The organism is Paenibacillus sp. GYB003 (assembly GCF_036577625.1).
Lineage (GTDB): Bacteria > Bacillota > Bacilli > Paenibacillales > NBRC-103111 > Paenibacillus_AB.
Genome location: NZ_JARBDC010000064.1, coordinates 35,780 through 57,939, shown reverse-complemented (window position 1 = coordinate 57,939; position 22,160 = coordinate 35,780). Strand labels below are relative to the sequence as shown.

The window sequence follows — 22,160 nt, the reverse complement described above, 5'->3', positions numbered from 1 at the left end:
TTCAACCGTCGGTTGAATTCGTTCGGCGGCGGAATGTCAGGCAAGCTCAACTAACCGGAGATTGGTTTCCCTGGGTGCGTATGGTACGGTTAGGTCAGCAAACGGCGCGCTTTTGCGAAACCAAATTCGAGGAGGAATCGCTTCAAATGGACGTGCTAAAAATCGGAGCGTTTATATCGGAGCTGCGCAAAACGAAAGATTATACGCAGGCGGAGCTGGCGGGCATGCTCAGCGTCAGCCACCAAGCGGTCTCGAAATGGGAGCGCGGCGAATCGCTTCCGGATATCGGACTGCTTCCGGGTCTCGCTTCCCTGCTCGGCATTACGGTCGACGAGCTGCTGAAAGGCGAACGGGCGCAGGCGGCGCCTCCCGCGATCGCGGCCGGAGAAACGGTCGCTGCCGGCGCGGCGGAACCGGCCGGAACGGACGAGGCGTACGGGACGGACGCCGGGAGCGGAGCGGACACATGGCCGCAAGCGGACGAAAGAAGCTCGGAAGGCGACGCCGGCAAACCGGAATCGGCCCGCGAGGCGGACGTCCGGCAAGAAACGGAAACGGAGCGCTTCGCGGAGCTCCGCCAATTGAAGGACGGCTTGCCCGCCGTAGACATCCGGCAAATGGCCAGCGCCCTGCGCAGCGCCTTTTCGCGACTCGACGCGAAGCATGCCGGGCACGCGAAGCATCCGGTCGCACCCGCTCCGGCCGCCGAAGACGGCGCAGCCGATGCCGCTTCCGCGGAGGCCTCACGGCCGGCGCCGACGCCGGAGCCGGCCGACGCCGACCGCGAGGCGCAGTCGAATCCGCGGCCGATCACGCTCGCCCACATTCGCAGCCTCGCCCCGTTTCTGCCCAAGGACGCGCTGGAATCGATCGTCGAGACGATCGCGATCGAAAACGACTGGGCGTCGCTTCGCGCGCTGGCCCCGTTTCTCGGAAGAGCGACGCTGGAGAAGCTCGTCGCCCGCGCGATCGACGGCTCGATCGATGCGCAGCATATTGTCGCCCTTGCCCCGTTTCTCGGCAAGCAGCTGCTCGACCGGTTGGTCGAAGCCGCCGAAGCGGGAACGATTGATTGGAGCGTCGTTCGAAGTTTATGCCCGTTTCTGGAAAAGACGACGCTGTCCCGCCTCGTGAAGCGGACGCTGGACGGAACGCTCGATCCGTCGGGCATCGTGAAGCTCGCGCCCTTCCTCGATCAAGCCGACTTGGTCATGCTGATCGAATCGCTCGGGGCGGGACGTCTCGCGCCCGAGCATTTGGCCGGACTCGGTCCGTTTTTGCCGAATGAGCTGCTCGGACGCTTAGTGCTGTCGTACAAAACCGTATAAGCCGCCGGATCGTCCATGGCAAGCGAATAGGCCGTCCCTCCCGAGGGGCGGCTTCTTTCCGATGACGGCGATGCGTTCGTTGCGGCTCGGCGCGGACGAAATCCGGTTTATTCCATTTTCGTCTTGAAAGCGGGCCGCTTGCGCGTTAGATTTAGAGAAGGAAACGACGGGCGGACTCGTTCGGGGCGAAGCCGAAAAAAAACGGCGGCCGCGCGGTCCGGAGGCAATCCGGGGCAAACTCGCGAAAACGTGCGCTCCGACCGATCGACCAGAGGATGGAGGATGCCGGGTGAAATGGCTGTCGGACGTCAAATCGTTTTTCCGTATCCGAGGGGCTCTCCCTTTGATAGTCGGAATGTTTTGCTACGGGATCGGACTCGGCATTTTGGCGCCGATGAACGCCGTCTATATGCGCGACGCGATCGGACTCGGCAAAGTTCAGATCGCTTCGGTGTTTTCGATCGCGCTGCTGATCAACATGATCGTGACGCTCGGCGTCGGTTTCGTCAGCGACCGGATCAAGCGCAAAAAAGCGCTGCCGATCGCAGCCAGCGCATCGGCCATGCTGGGCCTGGCGATTTACATGAACGCCGCCGGATACGGGCTGACGCTGACCGGGATGGCGCTGATCGTCGGACCGTCCGGCCTCATTATGGGCCAGCTGTTCGCGATGGCGCGCAACCACTTTATGAACGAGGCGGCCGATTTTTTCGAGATGGCCCAAATTTGGCTGCGGTCGACGCTGAGCGTCGGCTTCTTCGCCGGGCTGCTCGTCGGCGCGAACGTCTATCTGGTCGCCGATTTCCGGGGCATCCTGATCGGCAACTTTCTCGGCTACGCCTGCCTGCTCGCCATGCTGCTCGTGTACAAGGAGCGCGGGGACGCCCCTCCCGCCGCGGGAACTAGCCGCGGAGAGCCGTTCTCCGTTTTCATGCTCGTGGCGCTGCTGCTGCTGTCGTGCGGGGACGCGCTCCGCGGGCTGTACCTCCCGCTCGTCGTCGTGCAGCTGTTCGGCAAGCCGCAGCTGATGTCTTATTTGTGGAGCATCCAGGCCGTGTTCGAGCTGCTGTTCATGACGTTGGCCGGGTATTGGGCCGCCAAGTACGGCAGCAAGCGGGTCATCCGGATCGCCAGCCTGTTCGCCGTGTTCGTCTATGCGGTATATACGCTCAGTCCGCCTCTGGCCGTCTTTTTCGCGGTGCAGCCGCTGTATTCGTTTTACGTGTCCGTGCTGTTCGGCGTGGCGATGGGCTACGTGCAGCGCATGTTTCATACGCGGATCGGGTTCGGCTCGAGCCTGTACGTCGTATTGACCCAGACGGCGTCGCTTGTCGGCTATTTGCTCCCTTTTCTCGTGCCCGGCTACAGTCCTGCGATTTTCGTCATTCCGGCCGTTCTCGTCGCCGCCGCGCTGGCGCTGATGTGGATCGCCCAAACGCTGGAACGGCGCGCGAAAGCGCGTTCCGGAGCGATGTCCGCCTGACCGATGTTCAACTTGTACTTAAGGAGCGACGTCCATGTACGCCTATACGCTATGTTTTGTCAGACGCGAGCGCGAGCTGCTGCTGCTGAACCGGTTCGCCCGGCCGAATATGGGAAAGTGGAACGGAATCGGCGGCAAAATCGAGCCCGGCGAAACGCCGCTCGACTGCATCGTGCGGGAAATACGGGAGGAGACGGGCATCCGGATCGACAAGCCGGAGCCGGCCGGAACGGTAACGTGGTTGACGAAGACGGGCGTTTCGGGGATGTACGTATATCTCGCTTCCGTGCCGCCGTCCTTTTCGTTTCCGACGCCCGTACGGGTCGACGAAGGCGTGCTCGATTGGAAAAGCGCGGACTGGGTTTTGCATCCGGACAATGACGGCATCGCGGACAACGTCCGGCAATTTTTGCCGGGCATGCTGGATGGCGAAACGATGGACCACCGCTTCAGCTTCGACGAAGCCGGCCATTTGGTCGGCTACGCGAAAGCTCCGCTCCCTGCCCTCGGAAGCGCGCGATAATTGTAATGAACTTGTAATATTCCTTTCATCTCCCCTTAATGAAATCCGTGTACGATAGTACTCGACCCCCTTTTTGATATATATACATTTGGACCCGCGGCCCGTTGCTTGGCGGGTTCTTTTTTTTGGGAATAGCGGTCATTGAAGCCTCTTAAACGAACGAGCCCGCGTCGCCCTTTTGCCGCCGGACGTCACCGCTTCGCGCAAGCGGCGAAACGCTCCTACGAAAGAATGATATACGCCGAGCGGCAAAAAGCCGCGGAGCGACCGGTCTGCCGGTACCCGCGGCTTCGCTTCCTCACGATCGGCTACGATCCGCTTCTTCCGAATCGTCTTCGCCGCCGCTTCCTACTCTCGCTTCTCCAGGCGGAACGCGCCGTCTTCGCCCAGAAACAACCGGTTGGACGGATCGTTTTTCAGCTTCACGTTCGCCATCTTCAGCTTCATTTCCTCCAGTTCGACGACGTCCCACGCTCGCGGATCTTCCACGCTGCGGGCGGCCAGAAACGGATTTTTGTCGCCTAGCGCCGTCGCCTCGTCGTCCCATTCCTTGACGCCGTAATAAGGCAGGTCGTACCGATTCAGCAGCGTGCAGGCGAACAGCTCCGAGCTTACGATATGCTTCAGCACGTACGGCATAACATCCCTCCTGACGGTGCACGGTGTTCGGCTTCGCATGACGGCGGTCAACCCGACGTCTTTTACAAATACGGGTTCTCGTGCTTCGCCTTCAGCCGGTTCCAGCGGCGGGCGACCTCCTGCTCGAATTCGGCGAGCGCCTCGGCGTTTTCCGGCTTCGTCATATGCTTCGTCTTGCCCATCGTGCCGAGCCATTCGGCGACGGAGACCATTTTGTTTTTCTCCTCGGGGTTGTACGTTATGTTCGTGATGCCGCGCTCCACCTCGTACAGCGGGAAAAAGCACGAATTGACGGCCGCATCGACGATGTTCGTCCCTTCCTGGTCGTCCGACAGCCAGTTGAGCGGGCACGTGATCAAAATTTTGCCGTACACGAGCCCTTCGTTTTGCGCGTACCATTGCGCCTTGGCCGCCTTCTTGACGAGGTCCTGCGGATACGACTCGGAGCCGGTGAACACGTACGGAATGTTCGTCGCGGCCATAATTTGCGCCGTATCCTTATGATGGAACAGCTTCCCGGCCTGCTTCTTGCCGACGTTGGACGTCGACGTCCGGTGGCCGATCGGCGTCGAATACGACAGCTGCGCTCCCGTGTTCATATAGCCTTCGTTATCGTATTCGAGGATGATCATTTTATGATTGCGCAGCGCGGCGCCGATCGCCGGCCCCATGCCGATGTCCATGCCGCCGTCGCCGGTCACCATGACGAACGTGAAGTCGTCCGGCAGGTTCAAATGGTCGAGCTCGCCTCTCCGCTTGCGCTCCCAGAACATTTCGACCGTTCCGGACAACGTGGCCGCTCCGTTCTGGAACAAGTTGTGGATGTACGTCGCCTTGTGCGCCGAATACGGGTAGCCCGTCGTGACGACCATCGCGCAGCCGGTATGGAACAGCGCCACGATATCGCCCTCGATGCCTTTGAAAAACAGCTCGAGCCCGGAAAAAATGCCGCAGCCCGGACATGCGCCGTGTCCCGGCGCGATCCGCTTCGGCTTTTTCGTCAGCGAGCGGAGCGGCGGGATGCGCACGTTCAGCTTGCCCGTCGCGGCGTCCGGCGTAACGGTGATCAAGCCCGTTTTCAAATCCTCGTATTTCATCGGATTGAGCACGCGCTTCGGCGCTTTCGCCGGATCGCCCGGCGTATGGCCGTAATAGTCGAACGGCTTCTCGACGTAGCCTTTCTCCGCCGCGTCGATCGCGAACTTGAACAGGTTGTGGCCGTCCTCGGCGTAAAAATCTTTGCCGCCGAGACCGTAGACGCGGCTGATGACGAGCGTGTCGCGGTTGCCGTACGTGAACAGCGCCGCCTTGATCTCGTTCACCATATTGCCGCCGTAGCCGCCGTACGAATCGGCGCGGTCGCCGACCGTCACCGCCCTTACGTTTTTCAGCGCCTCGGCGATTTGCTTCTGCGGGAACGGGCGGATCATGTTCGGGGCGATCGACCCGGCCTTGATGCCTTGCGCGCGCAGCTGGTCGACGACGTCCTTGATGATTTCCGACGCCGAGTTCATCAAAAACACGGCGACTTCGGCGTCCTCCATCCGATACAGATCGAGGATCGGATAATCGCGCCCGGTCAGCTCGGCGTATTCGTTGCGAATGCGCTCGTAAACGGCTTCCGCCCGGTACATCGCCATCGATTGCTGGTAGCAATTGTTAATATAGTCCGGCTCGTTCATGTACGGGCCGACCGTAATCGGATTGCTGCGGTCGAGCACGTCCGGGAAGCCGGCCGGCGGCCGCTCGCCGACGAAGTTCAGCACGTCCTGGCGATGCGCGAACGTCATGACGCGGCGCTTCTGGTGCGACGTGAAATAGCCGTCCGAGGCGACGAGCACCGGCAGGCGCACCTCCGGGTCTTCCGCCAGCTTGAGCGCCATGATGTTCATGTCGTACACCGCCTGCGGGTCGCGGCACATCAGGATCGGCCAGCCGGTATTGAGCGCGTAATACAAGTCCGAATGGTCGCCGTGAATGTCGAGCGGCCCCGACACGGACCGGCAGACGAGGTTCATCACCATCGGAAAACGCGTCCCCGACTGGACGGGCATCTGCTCGAGCATGTACAAATAGCCGTTCGCGCTCGTCGCGTTGAACACGCGTCCGCCGGCCGCCGACGCGCCGTAGCAGACGCCGGCCGAGCCGTGCTCGCCGTCGGCCGGAATGAGCACGACGTCGTGCTGGCCGTTCGCCTTCATCAAATCGAGAAATTGGGCCACTTCCGTCGACGGCGATATCGGGAAATATCCCATAATGTGGTAGTTGATCTGGTGCGCCGCGTAGGCGGCCATTTCGTTGCCGGATTCGTACACGATGCGCTGCTCGACTTTGCCCGCGTTCCGCTCTTCGCGCTTGATGTCAATAGCCATGTATGCTTGTCACCCTTCCTTCGGAAATGGTAAAAGTTACACGATCGCCCGGTCGAACCGGTGAGGCACCCGATGCCGCTCCGCGTACTTGTCGTCGTCGCGGTCTTTGGACAGCGCTTCGGTCGGACAAGCCGTGACGCATTTCAGGCAGCCCTTGCAGTACTGGTAATCGATCCCTTGCAAAAACATTTGCGGCCGGCCTTTCTTGTCGGGCTGTTCGTCCCATACGAAGCAAAAGTCGGGACAGACGTTGTCGCACGCCGCGCAATGAATGCATTTCTCTTCGTCGAACCGCGGCATCATCCCCGCGCGCGAGATGCTCAAATCTTTCAGGATGCTGTTGCCGGGGTTCGTGATGACTCCGCCGATCGGCTGCGTCTCGTAGCCGAGCACCGGGGTGTCCTGCCGGACGAAGGAGGGCATCGTCTCGCCTTCCGGCAGCGCGAACGTCTCGAACACGACTTCGTTGAAACCCCTTTCAAACGTGCGGATCGCCGGCTGGACCGCCTGCGGATATTTCTTCTCCAGCGACTTGCGAATGACGCCCTTCATGAATTCCGCGTCCAGGAAAGGGCATAACCGGAACAGCGCGCCGAGCATCGCCATGTTGACCCGGTTTTTCTCCTCGAGCGCGATGCCGATCGCGTCGACGACGGCGATCGTGCCGCCCTTCAGCTTCAGTTTCTCCTTCAGCTCCGCGGTCGATTTCGTCGAATTGACGAGCACGAGGCTGTCCTCGTAAATGCCGCTGATCACGTTGACCGTCTTGTGCAGCGATTCGTGGAAAACGCCGACCACATGCGGCCGTTCGACGGGCGCCGTATCGCGGATATTCGTATCCGGATCGCAAAAGCGGATATGCGCTTTTACCGGAGAGCCTTTCTTCTCCGAACCGTAGGAGGAAAAGCTGACTCCGTTCAAACCGGCTCCCATGACGCCCGCTTCGGCCAGCATTTTGCCGGCCAGGTTGGCGCCGAGTCCGCCGATCGATTCGAGGCGAATCTCGAAAAAACCGAGCTCGTTCATTTTCGGCAACGATACCATTGAAGTTGCTCCTTTCGGGATGAATGCGGCGACTCGCGAAGTCCATTGTGTCGAAATTGTGTCTGTTTTTATTGTAACAGCAAAAATGGCGTCAGCAATCTTTTTTTCGGAATTTTCGCGCAAACGGGCTATAACGATTTATAATAGGTTTATCCGATACCGATTACGCATTTTTTCGCTGCAAGCCGCTTCTATCAATGTATGTTCAAGCATTCGCAGCCATTCGTCGCCCGCGGCGTCCGCAGGCCGAACAAACCGGGCGCGATGCGCGAGAAAGCGAGAAAGAGGAAATGCCCGTGTCCTACCTTCCCAAATATATCGATCACTATCCGAATATGAACACCGCCTTCCCGCTGCACTTTTCGATCAACCGGCTCGGGCAAGGGTATCCGGCTCACCGGCACGATTACTTGGAGCTGTCTTACGTCACGGCCGGCGAAGGCTCGGAGACGATCAACGGCGTCACGCATCCGATGAAGCCGGGCACGCTGTCGTTCATTCAGCCGTATCAAATTCACGAGCTGCACACGAAGCCGGGCTGCACGCTCACTTTGTATAATATTCGGTTCAGTCACGGACTGTTCGCGGAAATGGAAGGCAAAACGGAGCTGGCGCGGCTGCTCGTCGGTTCCGATCCGTCCCTCCCCTCGTACCATTCGTTCGAAGGCGAGGGGGCGGAAGCAATGAACCGGTCGTTCGACGCCTTGTACGACGAATACCGCGGCAGCGAATCATGGAGACGGCTCAAAATGAAAGTGATGCTGATCGACATTTTGATCGGCTTCGACCGGAGCCGGAAGCGGGCCGCCGCGGCGGCGAGGAGCGACATCAAGGAGGAAGGGACCGCGGGCAAAAGCTTGTACTTGGACGTCATCCGCTACATTCAGCATCATTTCAAGGAAGAGCTGACGCTGAACGCGGTAGCCGGGCATTTTCGCATTTCCCCGGCCTATTTAAGCGCATTGTTCAAAAAGAAGGCGGGCCGGACGTTTCTCCAGCACGTCCACGACGTCCGGCTCCGCCACGCCTGCGGCCTGCTGTCGTCGACGGACATGAAAATTTGCGACATCGCGATGGAGGCCGGATACGGCTCCTACAATACGTTTTCGCGCATTTTCCGCGAACAAAAAGGCACGACCCCGAACGATTACCGCAAGCTGTCGGGAACGCCCGAGCGTTCCTCTTAAGCCGCCTCTCGTCCGGACGCCGTGCCGTGATCCGAACGCGGTTCGAACGGATCGGCGCGGGCCGGTTTATCCGTCGATGCCCGCCGCCGCGAACAGCCGGTCGTACTGCGTCTTCGTTCGCCGCACCAGCTCCTCCGCAGGCTCCTGCGGCGGCTGCTGGGTCAGCACTTCCTGCGAAGCGGCGCCGCTGTAGCCGGTTTGCTTCAGCGCCTTCAAAAACCCGACAAGATCGATGACGCCTTCGCCGGTGATGAGCCTGCCGTTGTCCAACGCTTCCTCGACCGGTACGGCCGGCGCGTCGTTCAGATGGACGTGGACGATTTGCTCGGCGCGAAGCCGCGCGACGTCCTCCGTGCCGAGGCCGTTCGTGTACCAATGGTAGCAGTCCAGCAGCAGGCCGACGTTCGGTTCGCCGATCGCGTCGATCATGTCCAGCGTATCCTGCATCGTCCAGATGAACGGGTTTTTCCACCGCGTCCGCAAATGGTGCGGCCCGACGAACTCGAGCCCGAGGCGGATGCCGTAAGCGCCGAGCAGCTGCGCGCAGAGGCGCAGCCGGCGAATCGCGGCCGCCATGAACGGCGCGGCCGGTTCGTCGGTCGAAGGCAAAATGTACGTCGTGCAGGCCGTGCAGCCAAGCCGCTGTGCCAGCTCCGCCTGTTTCGCGAGCTGGGGAAGCCCGGCTCGAAACTCGTCGTCCGTCGTGCGCCATTGGACGGGCAGTCCGATCGCGCCGATGACGACGCCGTGCGAGCGGAGCAGCTCCGCCGCGCCGTCTACGCCGCGGCTTTCGGCCAATCCCGCAGCGTCGATATCGACCGCCTGAAACCCGTATTTCGACGCCAGCGCGATAAACTGCTCGGCGTTCCCGACGTTCCCGAGCCCGGCCCGGGTCAATCCTCTCAAAATCGCCATCGATTGCAGGCTCTCCTTTCGTCGATCCGTTTCATGAAGCGTTCCCGCGAAAGCTTTCTTACCGAAGCCCGTCCCAATCCAGCTTCACTTCGCTGCCCGTGCGGGACGACTCGTAAATCGCGTCGATGATCAAATTGTTCGTCAGACCGGTAATCGCCGACGTCAGCGGCTGCTTCCCGTTTTGCACGCAGTCGAGGAAATGGCGGCTGAGCCGAATGCGCGCGCCTTCGTCGCCGGCCGGCGTCTTCAGCTCGACCTCCATCGCGCGGTCGAACGATTCGGTCAAAAACTTGCCGTCCCCGCCGCGCAGCGAGGCGCCTCCATCCGAGCCCATCAAATGAATGAACGGCTTGCTGTCCGTATCCATATGGACCGCCCAGCTCACTTCCAGCGTAAGCGTGCTGCCGTCCTCCATCCGGATGAGCGCGGTGCTGAAATCTTCCACGTCCCAGACGCCGTTCCAATCCGGCGTTCCCCACGTGCCGATCCCTTTCTTCTTCGGCCCGAACTCGGCGTATACGGCGCCCGATACGGCTACCGGCTTCGGATCGCCCATCAGGTGAAGCGCCAAATCGAGCATATGGACGCCGATGTCGATCAGCGGACCGCCGCCCGACATGTCTTTGCGCGTAAACCAGGTGCCCCAGCCCGGTATCCCTTTGCGGCGGTACCAGCCCGTTTTCGCCGAATAAATGCGGCCGAGGGCGCCCGCTTCGACCTGCTGCTTCACCTGCAGCGGCACCCAGTCCCAGCGCATCTGGTGCGATACCATCAGCACGTTGCCGGTCGCCCGCTGCGCGCGGACGATCCGCTTCGCGTGCTCGGCGTCGAGCCCCATCGGCTTCTCGAGCAGCACGTGCTTGCCCGATTCGAGGGCGCTAACCGCCAGGTCGGCGTGGAACTTGTTCGGCACGCCGATGATGACCGCGTCGATATCGCTTCTTGCGATCAGCTTCTCCGGGCTTTCCTCGACGACCGGAATGCCGAATTGCCTCGCCCGCGATTCCGCGAGCGGCTTGGAAACGTCCGATATCGCCGCGAGCTCGCAAGTTTCCTTCAGCTTGCCGAATTCCGTCGCGTGCACGGCTCCGATATTGCCGGCTCCGATAATGCCCAGCCTTGTTTTCCGATTCATGGGTCAAACTCCTCTCGTCTTGCGCGATCGTCTTCTTGACGGGCGGGCGCTTGGCCGCCCGCGCCGAACGCTTTCATGCTCGGTTCGACATCAGTATAAGGCGCGGACGGAGCGAGTTCATTTCATTTTTTTAGATCGTTGTCCCAATTTTAAACAAGGGCGTTCCGCTTCGGCGGACAGTCTCACTGCGGCGTCTCCGCCAGCGCTTCGCGAATCCGCGCCAGCCGCTCGGGCTCCAGCGCGATTTTGCCGGCGGCGGCGTTCGATTCGAGCTGCGCCACGGTCGACGACGACGGAATGAGCGGGCCCATCCCGGGCAGCGTCAGCATATACGCCATGACGAGCTGGTTGATCGGGACGCCCCACTCGCGGGACAAGGCGGCGAGCCGGTTCAGCTTGTCCGCCGTGCGCCCGTCGATCTGCGGGTCGCCCTCGTCGTAGCGGCGGTCGCCGGGACCGACGGCGGACGCGTCCAGGTACCGGTCGGTCAGCAGCCCGCGGGCGAGCGGACTCCACGGCACAAACGCGATGCCGTTCGCCGCGCAGTAGTCGAGCACGCCCGGCCGCTCGGCCTGCTCCCCGTCCAGCACGTCGAACTGATTTTGCACCGCGGCGATCCGGCACCGGACGGACAACGAGGCGGATGCGGCCCTGTACAGCTCGAGCTGCTCCCGCGTAAAGTTGGAGACGGCGAAGTAGCGGACCCGACCGTCCCGCACCAAATCTTCGACCGCCGTCAAGCTTTCCTCCGGCGGCGTATCCGGGTCGAAGCCGTGAAAGTAAAGGACGTCGATCCAGTCCGTTTGCAGACGCTCCAGGCTGGCTTCGACCGACGCGACAATGTTGAGGCGCGACAAGCCGCTATGGTTCGGGGTCGTGCCGTCCATGCCGCCGAACAGCTTCGTCGCCAATACGATATCGCGCCGGTGCGCCGCGTTCGCCTTGAACCATCGGCCGATGACGCGCTCGGAGTTGCCCGAGCCGAGGTTGTACCGGTTCGCCGTATCCCAGAACGTGACGCCCAGCTCGAGCGCCCGGTCGAAAATGGCGAACGCGGCCGCCTCGCCGACGCGCGAGCCGTCGCCCGTTTCCGGGAACCCGACCTTCCATGTGCCGAGCCCGATATTGGAAACGCGCAAACCTGTACGGCCGAGGTTCCTGTAAGGCATCCCGCCAAATTCGGTCGTCCGGAACGGTACGTTGTACAGCGCCGGATTCGGCGTTAACGCATCCATCGTCCCACTCCCTTTCGTCGTTTCGACGTTTCGTCGTTTCGGTTGTATAAGTTCGGTATGCGACACTTCGATCGTACCATATTCCGGCGAGCTTGCGTGAAGGTTCCGTGTTTTCCTTCGAACCGTTCGCCAAAAAATCAAGGCCCGCCGCCGATTTCAACCCGGTTGCGCCCCGCGCGCTTGGCACGGTACAGCGCCTCGTCGGCCAGCCGGAACAAAGCTTCGGCGTCGCCGGCCGATACCGGGTACGCGGCCAATCCGATCGATACCGTAATCGGTTTGCCGATCGGGCTGGCGGTCCGCTCCAGGCGGCTGCGGATCGCTTCCGCGAAGCCGGCCGCTTCCTTGCGCGTCGCGCCCGGCATGAGCACGACGAATTCCTCCCCGCCGAACCGGCAGCAGACGTGCTCCGGCCCGGCGTTCGCTTTGACCGTTTGCGCGACCGTCCGGAGCGCTTCGTCTCCCTTGTCGTGTCCGTACTCGTCGTTGACCTGCTTGAAATGGTCCAGGTCGAGCAGCAGCAAGCAAAACGGCATCCGCTCGGCCATCCATATCCCGATATAATGGTCCATCACCCGACGGTTGAACAAGCCGGTGAGCGGGTCCGTTCGGGAAGCGAGAAGCAGGCTGTCGAACTCGCCGCGCACTTGGCGGACCGCGATTTCCATCGCCCCGTACAGCTTGTTCGCTTCGTAATTCCAGCCGTGAATGATCGGCAGCGGCTCGGGCGCTCCCGTTCGGTACGACAGCCTGGCGGCGTAGCGGGCCAGCTTGACGAGCGGCGCGGACGCTTTGCCGACGATAAAATGAATGAGGACAAGGACGGCGAGCATGATCGGGAGCGTATACAGCGCGATCGCCGACACTTGTTTTTTGGAATCGGACAGCACGGCGTCCGTCGGCGTCTGCGATACGACGCCCCAGCTTACCCCTTTAAGCGCCGTGTAGCTCGCCAGCATATCGACGCCGCGCGAATTGACGAGACGCTGCGCCCCGGATTGGCCGGCCATCAAGTGTTGCACGGCCGCGTTGTCCGCTACATTTTCCCCGATGCGGTTTTTGTCGGGATGGTACAGGAGGTTGCCGGAGGAGCTTACGACATAGACGTAGGAGCCGCTGCCGCCGCTCGGCAGCCCGGAGACGATTTTGCTGAGCAAATTGTGCTCGTGCAGCCGGATCGACCCGCCGAGAAATCCGCGATATGCGCCGGTCTCATCGAACAGCGGCTCGCTGACCATGACGATCAATCTGTTCTCCACGCTCGTGTACGGCTCGGTCACGAGCGGCCGCTTTTCCTCGAGCGACTGCTTCACTCCGGCGCTCTCCACCTTCTGCCCGATCCGGTTCGGATTTCTCGGCGAAGCGTGCAGAAGAATGCCGTTTGCGTCCACCAGGACGATCGAGTTGAAATCGGGATGCGTCAGCAAAAACAAATCCAGCAGCTCGGCCGGATCGGTTCGGCCTTGCTTGCGCATCAAATGGCTGCCGGTTTCGGACAAGCTCGTCTTCATCGTGAAAAACAAGCCGTCCACCGAATCGGCGATCCGGTCGGATTGAATTTTATTCATTTCCAGCGCTATGCGGGAAAGCGATTTCTTCTCGTTCCGGTAAGCGATAACCATGCTCGCCGCAAGCGTAGTCAAGCCGGACAAGATGACGAGAGCGCCGACCATCAGCTGCAGGGTAAAGCCTTGTTTCCGTTTCATGACGTGTCCCTCTTTGTATGCGTAGATGTATCCGTGCCGACATCATTCGACATCGACCTGCCGACTTCCTCCAGCTTATGCGGCAAAAGGAGACATTTGTTTTACCGATTCGCTCCCTTTTCTGTTGGTCGCCGGTTTGGCGTTTTGGCGTTTTGGCGTTTTGGCGTTTTGGCGGTACGGCGTCACGGAGTATCAAAGCACGGGAAGCTGATGCGGAGGCAGTATAAAACGAAAGGGACGGGAGCGCAGCCATGATCGAAGTAAAGGATATTCGCAAAACGTTTCGGGTGCCGGTCGCGAAAACCGGCCGCTTCGCCGCCGTGCGGAGCCTGCTGAGCCGGGAGCGCAAGCTGATGGAAGCGGTCAAAGGGATCAGCTTCACGGTCTTTTGTTTCGTCGATAATCGGCATTGCAGCCGAAAAGCGGAATGGAAGACGTTTGGGCATCATATTTCGCCGGCTTGGGTCTTGCCGAACGCTTTTCAGGCAAAATAAGAGCCCCCGAAGTCCGCTCATTGTAGCTTTCGCGAGGGAAGCGCGCGATACGAGGCTTCAAGGACTCTTATTCATGAGAGCAAGCCGCCGAGGCTCCCTTCCGGGGTTCGGCGGCTGCTCATGATGGTCGGGACTGGCGCCACAATCGGAGGCGGACCGGCTTCCGCAATCGCGGCCGGGCTCGCTTCCGCTCCCGCGCTTTACCGCGCCCGTTCCTTCAGCGCGCGCAGCTTGTGCATAATCCCGCTCGACTGCTTGCCGAAAAAATCGTGCAGCTTCACGTACTCCGCGTAAAGCTCCCCGTAAATCCGCACATGCTCCGGGTTCGGCTCGTACGAAGCCTTCACCGGAGGCGCCATGCGCGCCGCGGCTTCGGCGATCGTGTCGTAGCCGCCCCCGGCCGAGCCCGCCGCGACCGCGCCCATCATGGCCGAGCCGAGCGCGGTCGACTGCTCCGCCGCCGGGATGTCGACCCGCTTGCCGGTCACGTCGGCGTATATTTGCATAAGCAGCGCGTTGCGCTGCGGAATGCCGCCGTTCGCCGACAGCGACGCGATCCCGATGCCGCTCCGTTCGAACGCCTCGATCACCCGCTTCGTGCCGAAAGCGGTCGCCTCCAGCAGCGCCCGGTATATATGCTCGGGCTTCGTCTGCAGGCCGAGCCCGACGATCAAGCCCCGCAAGCTTTCGTCGGCGAGCACGGACCGGTTGCCGTTCCACCAGTCGAGCGCGAGCAATCCGCTTTCTCCCGGCGCCAGCGCCGCGGCTCCGCGTCCCAAATAATCGAAAACGGTCACGCCTTCCTGCACGGCCGCGTCGCGGACATGGGCGGGCACCGCCTGCCCGGCGAACCAGGCGAACATGTCGCCGACCGCCGGCTGTCCCGCCTCGTAGCCGAAATAGCCGGGCACGATGCCGTCCTCGACGATGCCGCGGATACCTTCGACCGGACGCTCCGCGTCGGCGATGACCATATGGCACAGCGACGTCCCCATCGCCAGCACCATCGTGCCCGGCGCGACGACGCCGACGCCCGGGACGGCGGCGTGCGCGTCGATGATCGCCGCCGCGACCGGGATGCCGGGCCGAAGTCCGGTCAGCCGGGCCATTTCCGCCGTCAGCTCCCCCGCCTTCGTCCCGGAGGCGATCACGTCGCCCCGCAGCTTCGTCTCGGCGAGCGTCTCCAGCCGCGGATCGGCCGCTCTCAGGAAGTCCCGGCCCGGGTAGCCCGCCGTCTTGTGCCATGTCCCTTTATAGCCGGCGGCGCAGCTGTTCCGCGCCAGCACCCCGGTCATCGCCCAGACGACCCAATCCGCCGCCTCCACGAAACGGTCCGCCGCCGCGAACGCGTCCGGGTCCTCGCGAAGCGTTTGGGCGATCTTCGGCAGCAGCCATTCCGACGACAAGCTGCCGCCGTACCGGCTCAAAAACGCCTCGCCCCGCTCGGTCGCCAGCGCGTTCAGCCGGTCCGCGTCCTCCTGGGCGGCATGATGCTTCCACAGCTTCACGTAAGCGTGGGGACGCCCTTTCCATTCCTCGCGGAAGCAGAGAGGCTCGCCATTCCGGTCGATCGGCAAGACGGTGCACGCCGTAAAGTCGATGCCGATGCCGACGATCTCGTCCGCGGAAACTCCGGACAGACGCAGCGCCTCCGGCACGGAGCGGCGCAGCACCTCCAAATAGTCGTCCGGATGCTGCAGCGCCCAATCTTCGCCGAGTCTGGCGCCGCCGGGCAACTCCTTGTCGATGACGCCGTGCGGATACGGCGTCACATGCGACGCCAGCACCCGCCCGTCCTTCGTATCGACGATCAGCGCCCGCCCGGATTCCGTTCCGTAGTCGATGCCGATCGCGTAAGTTCCTTTCATTCGTTCACCTTACCTCCCGGGTCATTTGTACAGCGGCCCGTACGCGCCGCAGGCGCGGTAGTCCGCTCCTTCCGGATCGTTCGTGCCGAACGCGTTCCATGCGGCCGGCCGGAACACGCGCTCCGGCGGCACGTTGTGCATGCTGACCGGGATGCGCAGCATCGAGGCCAGCGTAATCAAATCGCCGCCGACATGGCCGAAGCTGACCGCGCAATGGTTCGAGCCCCAGCCGTTCATGACCGAGTACACATCGCGGAACGGCCCTTCCCCGGTCAAATTCGGCACGAACCAGGTCGTCGGCCACGTCGGGTTCGTCCGCTCGTCCAGCTTGTCGTGGACGTCGTCCGGCAGCTCGACCGTGAAGCCTTCGGCGATTTGCAGCACCGGTCCGATACCGGCGATCAAATTGACGCGCGCCATCGTAGCCGGCATGCCCCCGCGCGTCGTAAAGTCCGTCGAGAAGCCGCCGCCGCGGAAAAAGTCGACGGCCGGACGCCACTGCGTCGCCTCGAGGCACGCCTTCGCCTCATCCTCCGACAAATCCCAAAACGGCTTCACCGCGGGCGAGCCGTCCGCCGCCTTCGCGGCCCCGGTCCAATCGAGCGCGGCCGGACCGGAATTGATCAGATGGATGACGCCGCCGGAGGCAAGCCCTTCGAGCCGTTTGCCCGTCACCCGTTCGACCGCCTCCGGGCTCCAGTACGTGCGCACGTCGGCGAACAGCTGCGCCGTATTCGTCAGCAGCCGGCCGAACAGCATCGTCACCGCGTTGAGCGTATCGTTTTCGGTCGATACGACGTACGGCTCGCGGATGCCGTTCCAGTCGAACGACGAGCTCAGCATCGCCTCCATGAAATCGCCGGTCGGAAAATAGTCGGTCCACGCCCGCTGTCCTTGGAACCCGGCCGCGATCGCGTTGCGGCCCTGCGCTTCTTCGCCGAAGCCCATTTCGTCCAGCTTCGGATTGCCAACCATCAAGTCGCGGGCGATCAGCGCCATTTTCACGACCGTCTGCCAATCGGCGTCCTTCTGCTCGCGCGTCCGCTTCAAATGCGGCGGGTTGACGTCTTCGCCCTCCCGGCAGTTTTCTTTCACCCACTGAAGCGCTTTCTCGAACTCGGCTTTGTCGTAAATGCCCAGCTCGATGCGGCGCACGAACTCGGTCATGTCGACATATTCGTTGCGCATGCCGAGATATTTTTGGAAAAACGGCTCGTCGGCGATGCAGCCGGCAATGCCCATCGATACGTTGCCCATCGACAAATACGATTTGCCGCGCATCGTGGCGACGGCGAGTCCCGCCTTGGCGAACTGCAGCAGCTTCCGCTCGACGTCGGGCGCGATCTCGCTGTCGCCCATGTCCTGCACGTCTTTGCCGTATATGGCGAATGCGGGAATCCCTTTCTGATTATGCGCCGACATCGCCGCCGCGAGATAGACCGCCCCCGGCCGCTCCGTGCCGTTGAAGCCCCAGATCGCCTTCGGGATCGTCGGATCGGTGTCGATCGTCTCCGTCGGATAGCACCAGGACGGCGTCACGCTGATCGAAACGCCGACCCCTTCGCGGGCGAATTTTTCCGCCGCCCGGGCCGCTTCGGCTACGCCGCCGATCGTCGTGTCGGCGATGACGCATTCCACCGGCATGCCGTTCGAATGTCTCAATCGTTCGGTCAACAAACGAGCTACCGATCGCGCCATCTCCATCGTAACATTCTCCAGAGACTCGCGAATTCCTCCTTGCCGGCCGTCCAGAACGGGCCGGATGCCGATTTTCGGCAGGCTGCTTTTGTACCGGTTGACGAAAGGCTGATTCATCGTCGTTCCCTCCCAATATCGAAGTTGAGTTATCGATAACATTTTTGCTCCGATTTCAGTTTATGCCGAAACGGAAAAACGCGCAAGCTCTTTTTCCGCTTTTGCGGCATCGCGCCCTTCGCTTCGCCCTCGATGCGGCGTGCAGCCCCCGGAGGAGACGGCTTCCCCCGCGGAGAAACCGTCACAGCCATTTGACGAACCAGTCGTACGCCATGTTACCGGATATTTGGTGCTTTCCCTCGAAAACATCGTGGCCGAGCTTGTCGTTTTCGCCCAGCAGGCCGTAAATGCGGGCGATCTTCGATACGGCTTCCTTCGCCGCGCCGACCGGAAAAATCCGGTCGGCCGTCCCCGACTCGACGAGCAGCGGTTTCGGCGCGATCAACCCGACGATATCCGGCATTTCCGCATGGAGCAGCATATTCGGGATGTAGTTGTCGATGCAGTGGCGTATCGACATAATGCTGTCCTTGAACGTGTTCACGTACCCGCTGATCGCTGCGACCTTAATCCGGTCGTCGAGAGCGGAGGCGAACGCGGCGACGAGACCGCCGCCGGAAATGCCCATGCAGCCGATCCGTTCCCCGTCCGCGTCGGCTCTGGATTGCAAATAATCGATCGTGCGGAAAATGTCGTACACCCGCGCGCCCGCGATCGTCCTGCCCATCATCAGCAGTTGGGCGGCGATCGGATGGCACGAATTTTCGTTCGGGCTGTTGTAGCCGACGTCCGCCAGCCTGCGGTCCCCGAAACCGAGCAATTCCGGCGCCGCCACCAGAAAACCGCGGCGAACGAGCTCGACGGCAAAATTGTTGTGATAGTCCGGGTCGTCCGCATTCGGCGTTCCGTCGGCACGAAGGCCGACGACGGCCCTGCTCCCGTAGCCGTGTCCGTGGCAGGCGATCACCGCCGGCAGCTTTCCTTTCGCGTTTTTCGGAACGAGGATATAGGTCGGCACCTGCAAGTCCCGGTCTGACTCGAAAACGACCCGCTGCCGAATATGGTCGCCCATATCCGTTTCCTCGATCAGGTCCGGCTGCAGCTCCGTTTTATGCTCCGGAAACCGGCCCAAAGTTTCGGCGACGACCGCTCTCAGCGTCTCCCGCCATCGCGCCCATTCCTGCTCGTTCGCTGCGGCGAACGCGTACTTGGGCGTTATGCCTGCGTACAGCCGTTCGAGATATTGCTGCGGATTTCCATTCATTCGGATCGCTCCTTCCCGTTTACCTTATTTTGTCATATAATCGTCCGATTGAACATATCGAAGCGCTTTCGCTAAGGATCGATTTGGAACGGCTTCCGGCCGCCTAATGGGGATTGACGATTACAAGACCGAACGCTATGATTGGATTGACTTTTGTTAGCACTCTACATTGTTGAGTGCTAAAAATACAGTGCGGGGAGGCATACTCATGAAAAATACGAAGCTGATCCTGATCGAAGGCATCCCCGGTTCGGGGAAATCCTCTACCGCGCAGCTTCTATCACGCGCGCTTGGCCATATCCGTTCCGCGCCGGCCGGCATTCCGCGCGAATCGGAATCGCATCCCGCCGTGGCGTCTAGCGCTCGGCCGGATCGCGGCCCGCCCGTCCCGTCACATGTCACAGCCCCCACCGTTTGCGCGCTTCCTCGATCGCGGCGCGCTCCTCCGGCTTATGCGGCGTATGGCCTTTCGGCGACTCGCCGATCCAGCGCTCGTCCGCGGGCTCGCTCGCAAGCTGATAGCGGGTGTCGCAGCTGATGCGGAACCGGTTCGTCGTATTTTCCGTCGACGAATGCAGCAAGTACATGCCGAAGAAGATCGCGTCGCCCGCGCGGAAGTCGGTCGTCGCCCACCTGCCGCCGAACTTGTCGATCAGCTCGCCCGGATCGCGGGAAAACCAGCCGTCCATACGGTCGCGATCGACGTCCATCTCGCCGTACGTCGCCTTCAGCTTGTCGAGCCGGTGCGAGCCGAGCAGGACGGCCAGCGTCCCGAGCTCGACCGGCGTGTCGCCGAACGGCGTCCACAGCGTGTACACGTTTTTGGTGCCGCGGCCCATGTAAACGATGTCGTAATGGGCGCCGGTAAATCCGCCGGTTGCGACCGCGCGCAGCCATTTGTAATCGAACGTGAGCGCCGGGCCGCCGAGAAAGCTGGAAAAAAAGCCCATCGTTTCCGGCGCGTTCACGACGTCGAGAAACGACGGCAAATCGCGGTTCGGGCCGCCGAACATCGCTCCCTTTCCGCCGGCGGCGATAACCGGATTATCGTACGTCGCAGATGGGTCCAGCTTGCCCATCGCGTTCAATTTGTCCAAAATGTCCGCCCGCGCCTTCAGCACCTTTTCCCGGTCGTGGAATCCCCGGATGAGAATATAACCGTCTTCCCGCATCCGCTCGCGGAGCGCCTCCGGATCGCCGAAAATGTCGTTCGAGCTGCGCAGCTCGGTCAAATGCGGACCGCCCATTTCGAACTCGCTGCCGCAAATGTTCACTTTCATCGATGGACACCTCCCCCGCCATAATGGATTTGCCTGGCATCGCCCTCATTATAGCGGGGTCGGCCGCGCCCCGTATTTATTCCGAACGCCGAAAAAGTTAATGAAAACGGTCGGCGCGGGTCGAGCCTCGGGTCCCCCAGCTTCTCCCGGATCCCCCGAAAGAGATCACAAGTCCATGCCGCCGCGCTGCCGCTTCCGCCATTCGGCGGGTGCCGTCCCCGCCGTTTTCTGGAACCACGCGCTGAACGCGTGAATGCTCGCGAATCCGACCTGCTCGGCGACGAACCGGATCGGCTTGTCCGACGCGCGAAGCAGCCATTTCGCCTCGGCGAGCCGGCAGTTTTGCACATATTGCTTCGGCGAAACGCCGTACGTCTCGTGAAACTGCCGCCGGAACGACGATTCCGACACGCCGGCCATCGCGGCCAGCTCCCGGATCGGCACCGACCTCGCGACGTTGTCCCGGATATAGTCCGCGCTGCCGGCGATCGACAGCCGCTTTACGCGGGAATCGGCGCTTTGCATCAGCGTCAGCAGCAGCAGGCGGATCCACGTATTCGCGACCCGCTCCCGCTCCCGCAGCGGCCGCGAGATCGCTCTCAGCCAGCTGCGGAACAGCGTCTCGTACTCGCCGAGCTCGTGAGGGGACAAGTACAGCAGCCGGTAGGCGGCTTTGTCCGTTTCCGCGACCGAACGAAACAGCTTCACCGTCTCCGGCTCCGCCTTCCCCGCCTGCAGCACGCCGAAACGAATCGAGCTTTCCGTCCGGTAGCTGTGGAGCACGTCCGGCGGAATGAGGACGACATGGCCCGCCTCGATCGGAACGGGCGCTTCGCCTTCGGCCTGGAAAAATCCGTCCCCTTCCAGGACGGCCGAGCATTCGAAGCTTTCGTGCCGGTGAAACGGCATGTTCCAGCCGTCCTCGTGTCCGATAATCGCCGTGCTCACCTGTACGCGGTCGACCGTTTTCCACATCGTTCTCATTCCCCCTCGTTATGTAAGCTTATTGTACCTAAACAGCTAGACATCTCACGCTGCATCTTGTTCTCTTGATACTCGGAAGCCGAGCGAGAGGGGGACGACTGAAATTATGGCGAAATAACGGGAAATGTTCAGGCTAATCACAATGGCGCTTGAATGGCTGCGATTATAAAGGGAAAAAGTCCCGTTAATCGCTGCAATTTCTTCCTATGTCGCTCTACCGTGGATTTTTAAAAGGAGCATTTCCAGTTAAAATCCAACTTTTGCCCTATCATGACGTTTTTAGATGGATGTTTTCCATCTATTCGTGTAAAACACAGGCGGCCAAAACATTACCGTAATCCCGGGGGACCGAGCCGGATTTCCCCGGCCGCAATGCGCCGCAGCGTCTCGACGTAAAGCTCGTGCTCCTTCCGCAGCACGCGCTCCGCCAGCGTCTCGACCGTATCACCCGCCATGACGGGCACCGCGCACTGCGCCAAAATCGGCCCTTCGTCATACTCGGCATCGACCAGATGGACGGTTATGCCCGTTTCCCGTTCGCCGGCGGCGAGCACCGCTTCGTGCACCCGCATCCCGTACATGCCGCGGCCGCCGAACTTCGGCAGCAGCGACGGGTGCACGTTGACGACGCGGCCCGCATACGTCCGCAGCGTGCGCGGACCGAGCTTCTTCATATAGCCGGCCAATGCGATCAGGTCGACGCGATGTCCGAGCAGCGTATCCCGGATCGCCTCGTCGAGCCGATCCTCTTCCGGGTACGCCTTCGAGCTGAGATGATAAGCCGGGATGCCCGCGTTTCGCGCGCGTTCGAGCGCCCCCGACTGCGAATTGTTGCTGATGACGGCGGCGACGGCGGCGTCGAGCCTGCCTGCCGCGCAGGCGTCGATAATCGCCTGCGCGTTCGAGCCGCCGTGCGAGGCGAACAGAGCGATGTTCATCGCAGCCACG

Annotated in this window: 18 protein-coding genes; 5 read left to right on the top strand and 13 right to left on the bottom strand. The window is 61.7% G+C overall.

Translation table 11 applies throughout. The annotated features are described in order from the left end of the window. The first annotated feature begins 146 nt into the window (after positions 1–146). From PV407_RS20295 to PV407_RS20285, 3 genes are all read left to right on the top strand, one after another. Positions 147–1,328 (top strand): helix-turn-helix domain-containing protein, encoded by a 1,182-nt coding sequence (locus PV407_RS20295; RefSeq protein WP_332091810.1) that lies wholly within the window; start codon positions 147–149, stop codon positions 1,326–1,328. Positions 1,329–1,671: 343 nt separating this feature from the next. Next, complete coding sequence (locus PV407_RS20290) at positions 1,672–2,811, top strand: MFS transporter (RefSeq protein WP_332091809.1); 1,140 nt, start codon at positions 1,672–1,674, stop codon at positions 2,809–2,811. Positions 2,812–2,845: 34 nt separating this feature from the next. Then, the gene (locus tag PV407_RS20285) at positions 2,846–3,334 is read left to right on the top strand and encodes an NUDIX hydrolase (RefSeq protein ID WP_332091808.1); all 489 of its coding nucleotides are present in this window, start codon (positions 2,846–2,848) and stop codon (positions 3,332–3,334) included. A 348-nt stretch (positions 3,335–3,682) separates the two neighbouring features. Here the strand turns inward: PV407_RS20285 and PV407_RS20280 are convergent, their stop codons facing one another. The 3 genes from PV407_RS20280 to PV407_RS20270 form a co-directional block, all read right to left on the bottom strand. Next, positions 3,683–3,973, bottom strand: coding sequence for a hypothetical protein (locus PV407_RS20280; RefSeq protein ID WP_332091807.1), 291 nt, complete (start codon positions 3,971–3,973; stop codon positions 3,683–3,685). Between the two features lie 62 nt (positions 3,974–4,035). Further along, the gene (locus tag PV407_RS20275) at positions 4,036–6,345 is read right to left on the bottom strand and encodes a thiamine pyrophosphate-dependent enzyme (protein WP_332091806.1); all 2,310 of its coding nucleotides are present in this window, start codon (positions 6,343–6,345) and stop codon (positions 4,036–4,038) included. 36 nt (positions 6,346–6,381) lie between these two features. Next, the gene (locus tag PV407_RS20270; protein ID WP_332091805.1) at positions 6,382–7,389 is read right to left on the bottom strand and encodes a 2-oxoacid:acceptor oxidoreductase family protein; all 1,008 of its coding nucleotides are present in this window, start codon (positions 7,387–7,389) and stop codon (positions 6,382–6,384) included. 296 nt (positions 7,390–7,685) lie between these two features. Here PV407_RS20270 and PV407_RS20265 point away from each other — a divergent pair, with 296 nt between their 5' ends. After that, entirely contained in the window at positions 7,686–8,576 is an 891-nt protein-coding gene (locus PV407_RS20265; RefSeq protein ID WP_332091804.1) for an AraC family transcriptional regulator, read from the top strand. A 66-nt stretch (positions 8,577–8,642) separates the two neighbouring features. On the opposite strand, the gene PV407_RS20260 is transcribed toward PV407_RS20265, so the two are convergent. From PV407_RS20260 to PV407_RS20245, 4 genes are all read right to left on the bottom strand, one after another. Next, on the bottom strand, positions 8,643–9,485 hold the full coding sequence (locus tag PV407_RS20260) for a sugar phosphate isomerase/epimerase family protein (RefSeq protein WP_332091820.1): 843 nt from the start codon (positions 9,483–9,485) through the stop codon (positions 8,643–8,645). A gap of 64 nt (positions 9,486–9,549) precedes the next feature. Then, positions 9,550–10,626: a Gfo/Idh/MocA family protein gene (locus tag PV407_RS20255; protein ID WP_332091803.1), complete on the bottom strand. Its 1,077-nt coding sequence runs from the start codon at positions 10,624–10,626 to the stop codon at positions 9,550–9,552. Between the two features lie 182 nt (positions 10,627–10,808). Next, on the bottom strand, positions 10,809–11,861 hold the full coding sequence (locus PV407_RS20250) for an aldo/keto reductase (protein ID WP_332091802.1): 1,053 nt from the start codon (positions 11,859–11,861) through the stop codon (positions 10,809–10,811). Between the two features lie 137 nt (positions 11,862–11,998). Then, complete coding sequence (locus PV407_RS20245) at positions 11,999–13,567, bottom strand: sensor domain-containing diguanylate cyclase (protein ID WP_332091801.1); 1,569 nt, start codon at positions 13,565–13,567, stop codon at positions 11,999–12,001. A 251-nt stretch (positions 13,568–13,818) separates the two neighbouring features. Between PV407_RS20245 and PV407_RS20240 the strand changes: the two genes are divergently transcribed. Continuing rightward, positions 13,819–14,061, top strand: coding sequence for a hypothetical protein (locus tag PV407_RS20240; protein ID WP_332091800.1), 243 nt, complete (start codon positions 13,819–13,821; stop codon positions 14,059–14,061). A 200-nt stretch (positions 14,062–14,261) separates the two neighbouring features. Here PV407_RS20240 and PV407_RS20235 read toward each other — a convergent pair whose 3' ends face one another. From PV407_RS20235 to purN, 6 genes are all read right to left on the bottom strand, one after another. Then, positions 14,262–15,929, bottom strand: coding sequence for a ribulokinase (locus PV407_RS20235; protein ID WP_332091799.1), 1,668 nt, complete (start codon positions 15,927–15,929; stop codon positions 14,262–14,264). Positions 15,930–15,950: 21 nt separating this feature from the next. Beyond that, positions 15,951–17,744 (bottom strand): L-fucose isomerase, encoded by a 1,794-nt coding sequence (locus PV407_RS20230; RefSeq protein WP_332091798.1) that lies wholly within the window; start codon positions 17,742–17,744, stop codon positions 15,951–15,953. Between the two features lie 181 nt (positions 17,745–17,925). After that, complete coding sequence (locus PV407_RS20225; RefSeq protein WP_332091797.1) at positions 17,926–18,948, bottom strand: alpha/beta hydrolase family protein; 1,023 nt, start codon at positions 18,946–18,948, stop codon at positions 17,926–17,928. 398 nt (positions 18,949–19,346) lie between these two features. Next, complete coding sequence (locus PV407_RS20220; protein ID WP_332091796.1) at positions 19,347–20,228, bottom strand: phytanoyl-CoA dioxygenase family protein; 882 nt, start codon at positions 20,226–20,228, stop codon at positions 19,347–19,349. A gap of 165 nt (positions 20,229–20,393) precedes the next feature. Beyond that, the gene (locus tag PV407_RS20215) at positions 20,394–21,203 is read right to left on the bottom strand and encodes an AraC family transcriptional regulator (RefSeq protein WP_332091795.1); all 810 of its coding nucleotides are present in this window, start codon (positions 21,201–21,203) and stop codon (positions 20,394–20,396) included. A 338-nt stretch (positions 21,204–21,541) separates the two neighbouring features. Next, positions 21,542–22,150: a phosphoribosylglycinamide formyltransferase gene (gene purN / locus PV407_RS20210; RefSeq protein WP_332091819.1), complete on the bottom strand. Its 609-nt coding sequence runs from the start codon at positions 22,148–22,150 to the stop codon at positions 21,542–21,544. Between the last annotated feature and the right edge of the window lie 10 nt (positions 22,151–22,160).

Coding starts and splice junctions, on each gene's coding strand:
- PV407_RS20295 (WP_332091810.1), top strand. CDS start 147: ATGGACGTGCTAAAAATCGGAGCGTTTATATCGGAGCTGCGCAAAACG.
- PV407_RS20285 (WP_332091808.1), top strand. CDS start 2,846: ATGTACGCCTATACGCTATGTTTTGTCAGACGCGAGCGCGAGCTGCTG.
- PV407_RS20280 (WP_332091807.1), bottom strand. CDS start 3,973: ATGCCGTACGTGCTGAAGCATATCGTAAGCTCGGAGCTGTTCGCCTGC.
- PV407_RS20275 (WP_332091806.1), bottom strand. CDS start 6,345: ATGGCTATTGACATCAAGCGCGAAGAGCGGAACGCGGGCAAAGTCGAG.
- PV407_RS20270 (WP_332091805.1), bottom strand. CDS start 7,389: ATGGTATCGTTGCCGAAAATGAACGAGCTCGGTTTTTTCGAGATTCGC.
- PV407_RS20255 (WP_332091803.1), bottom strand. CDS start 10,626: ATGAATCGGAAAACAAGGCTGGGCATTATCGGAGCCGGCAATATCGGA.
- PV407_RS20250 (WP_332091802.1), bottom strand. CDS start 11,861: ATGGATGCGTTAACGCCGAATCCGGCGCTGTACAACGTACCGTTCCGG.
- PV407_RS20245 (WP_332091801.1), bottom strand. CDS start 13,567: ATGAAACGGAAACAAGGCTTTACCCTGCAGCTGATGGTCGGCGCTCTC.
- PV407_RS20240 (WP_332091800.1), top strand. CDS start 13,819: ATGATCGAAGTAAAGGATATTCGCAAAACGTTTCGGGTGCCGGTCGCG.
- PV407_RS20235 (WP_332091799.1), bottom strand. CDS start 15,929: ATGAAAGGAACTTACGCGATCGGCATCGACTACGGAACGGAATCCGGG.
- PV407_RS20230 (WP_332091798.1), bottom strand. CDS start 17,744: ATGAATCAGCCTTTCGTCAACCGGTACAAAAGCAGCCTGCCGAAAATC.
- PV407_RS20225 (WP_332091797.1), bottom strand. CDS start 18,948: ATGAATGGAAATCCGCAGCAATATCTCGAACGGCTGTACGCAGGCATA.
- PV407_RS20220 (WP_332091796.1), bottom strand. CDS start 20,228: ATGAAAGTGAACATTTGCGGCAGCGAGTTCGAAATGGGCGGTCCGCAT.
- PV407_RS20215 (WP_332091795.1), bottom strand. CDS start 21,203: ATGTGGAAAACGGTCGACCGCGTACAGGTGAGCACGGCGATTATCGGA.
- purN (WP_332091819.1), bottom strand. CDS start 22,150: ATGAACATCGCTCTGTTCGCCTCGCACGGCGGCTCGAACGCGCAGGCG.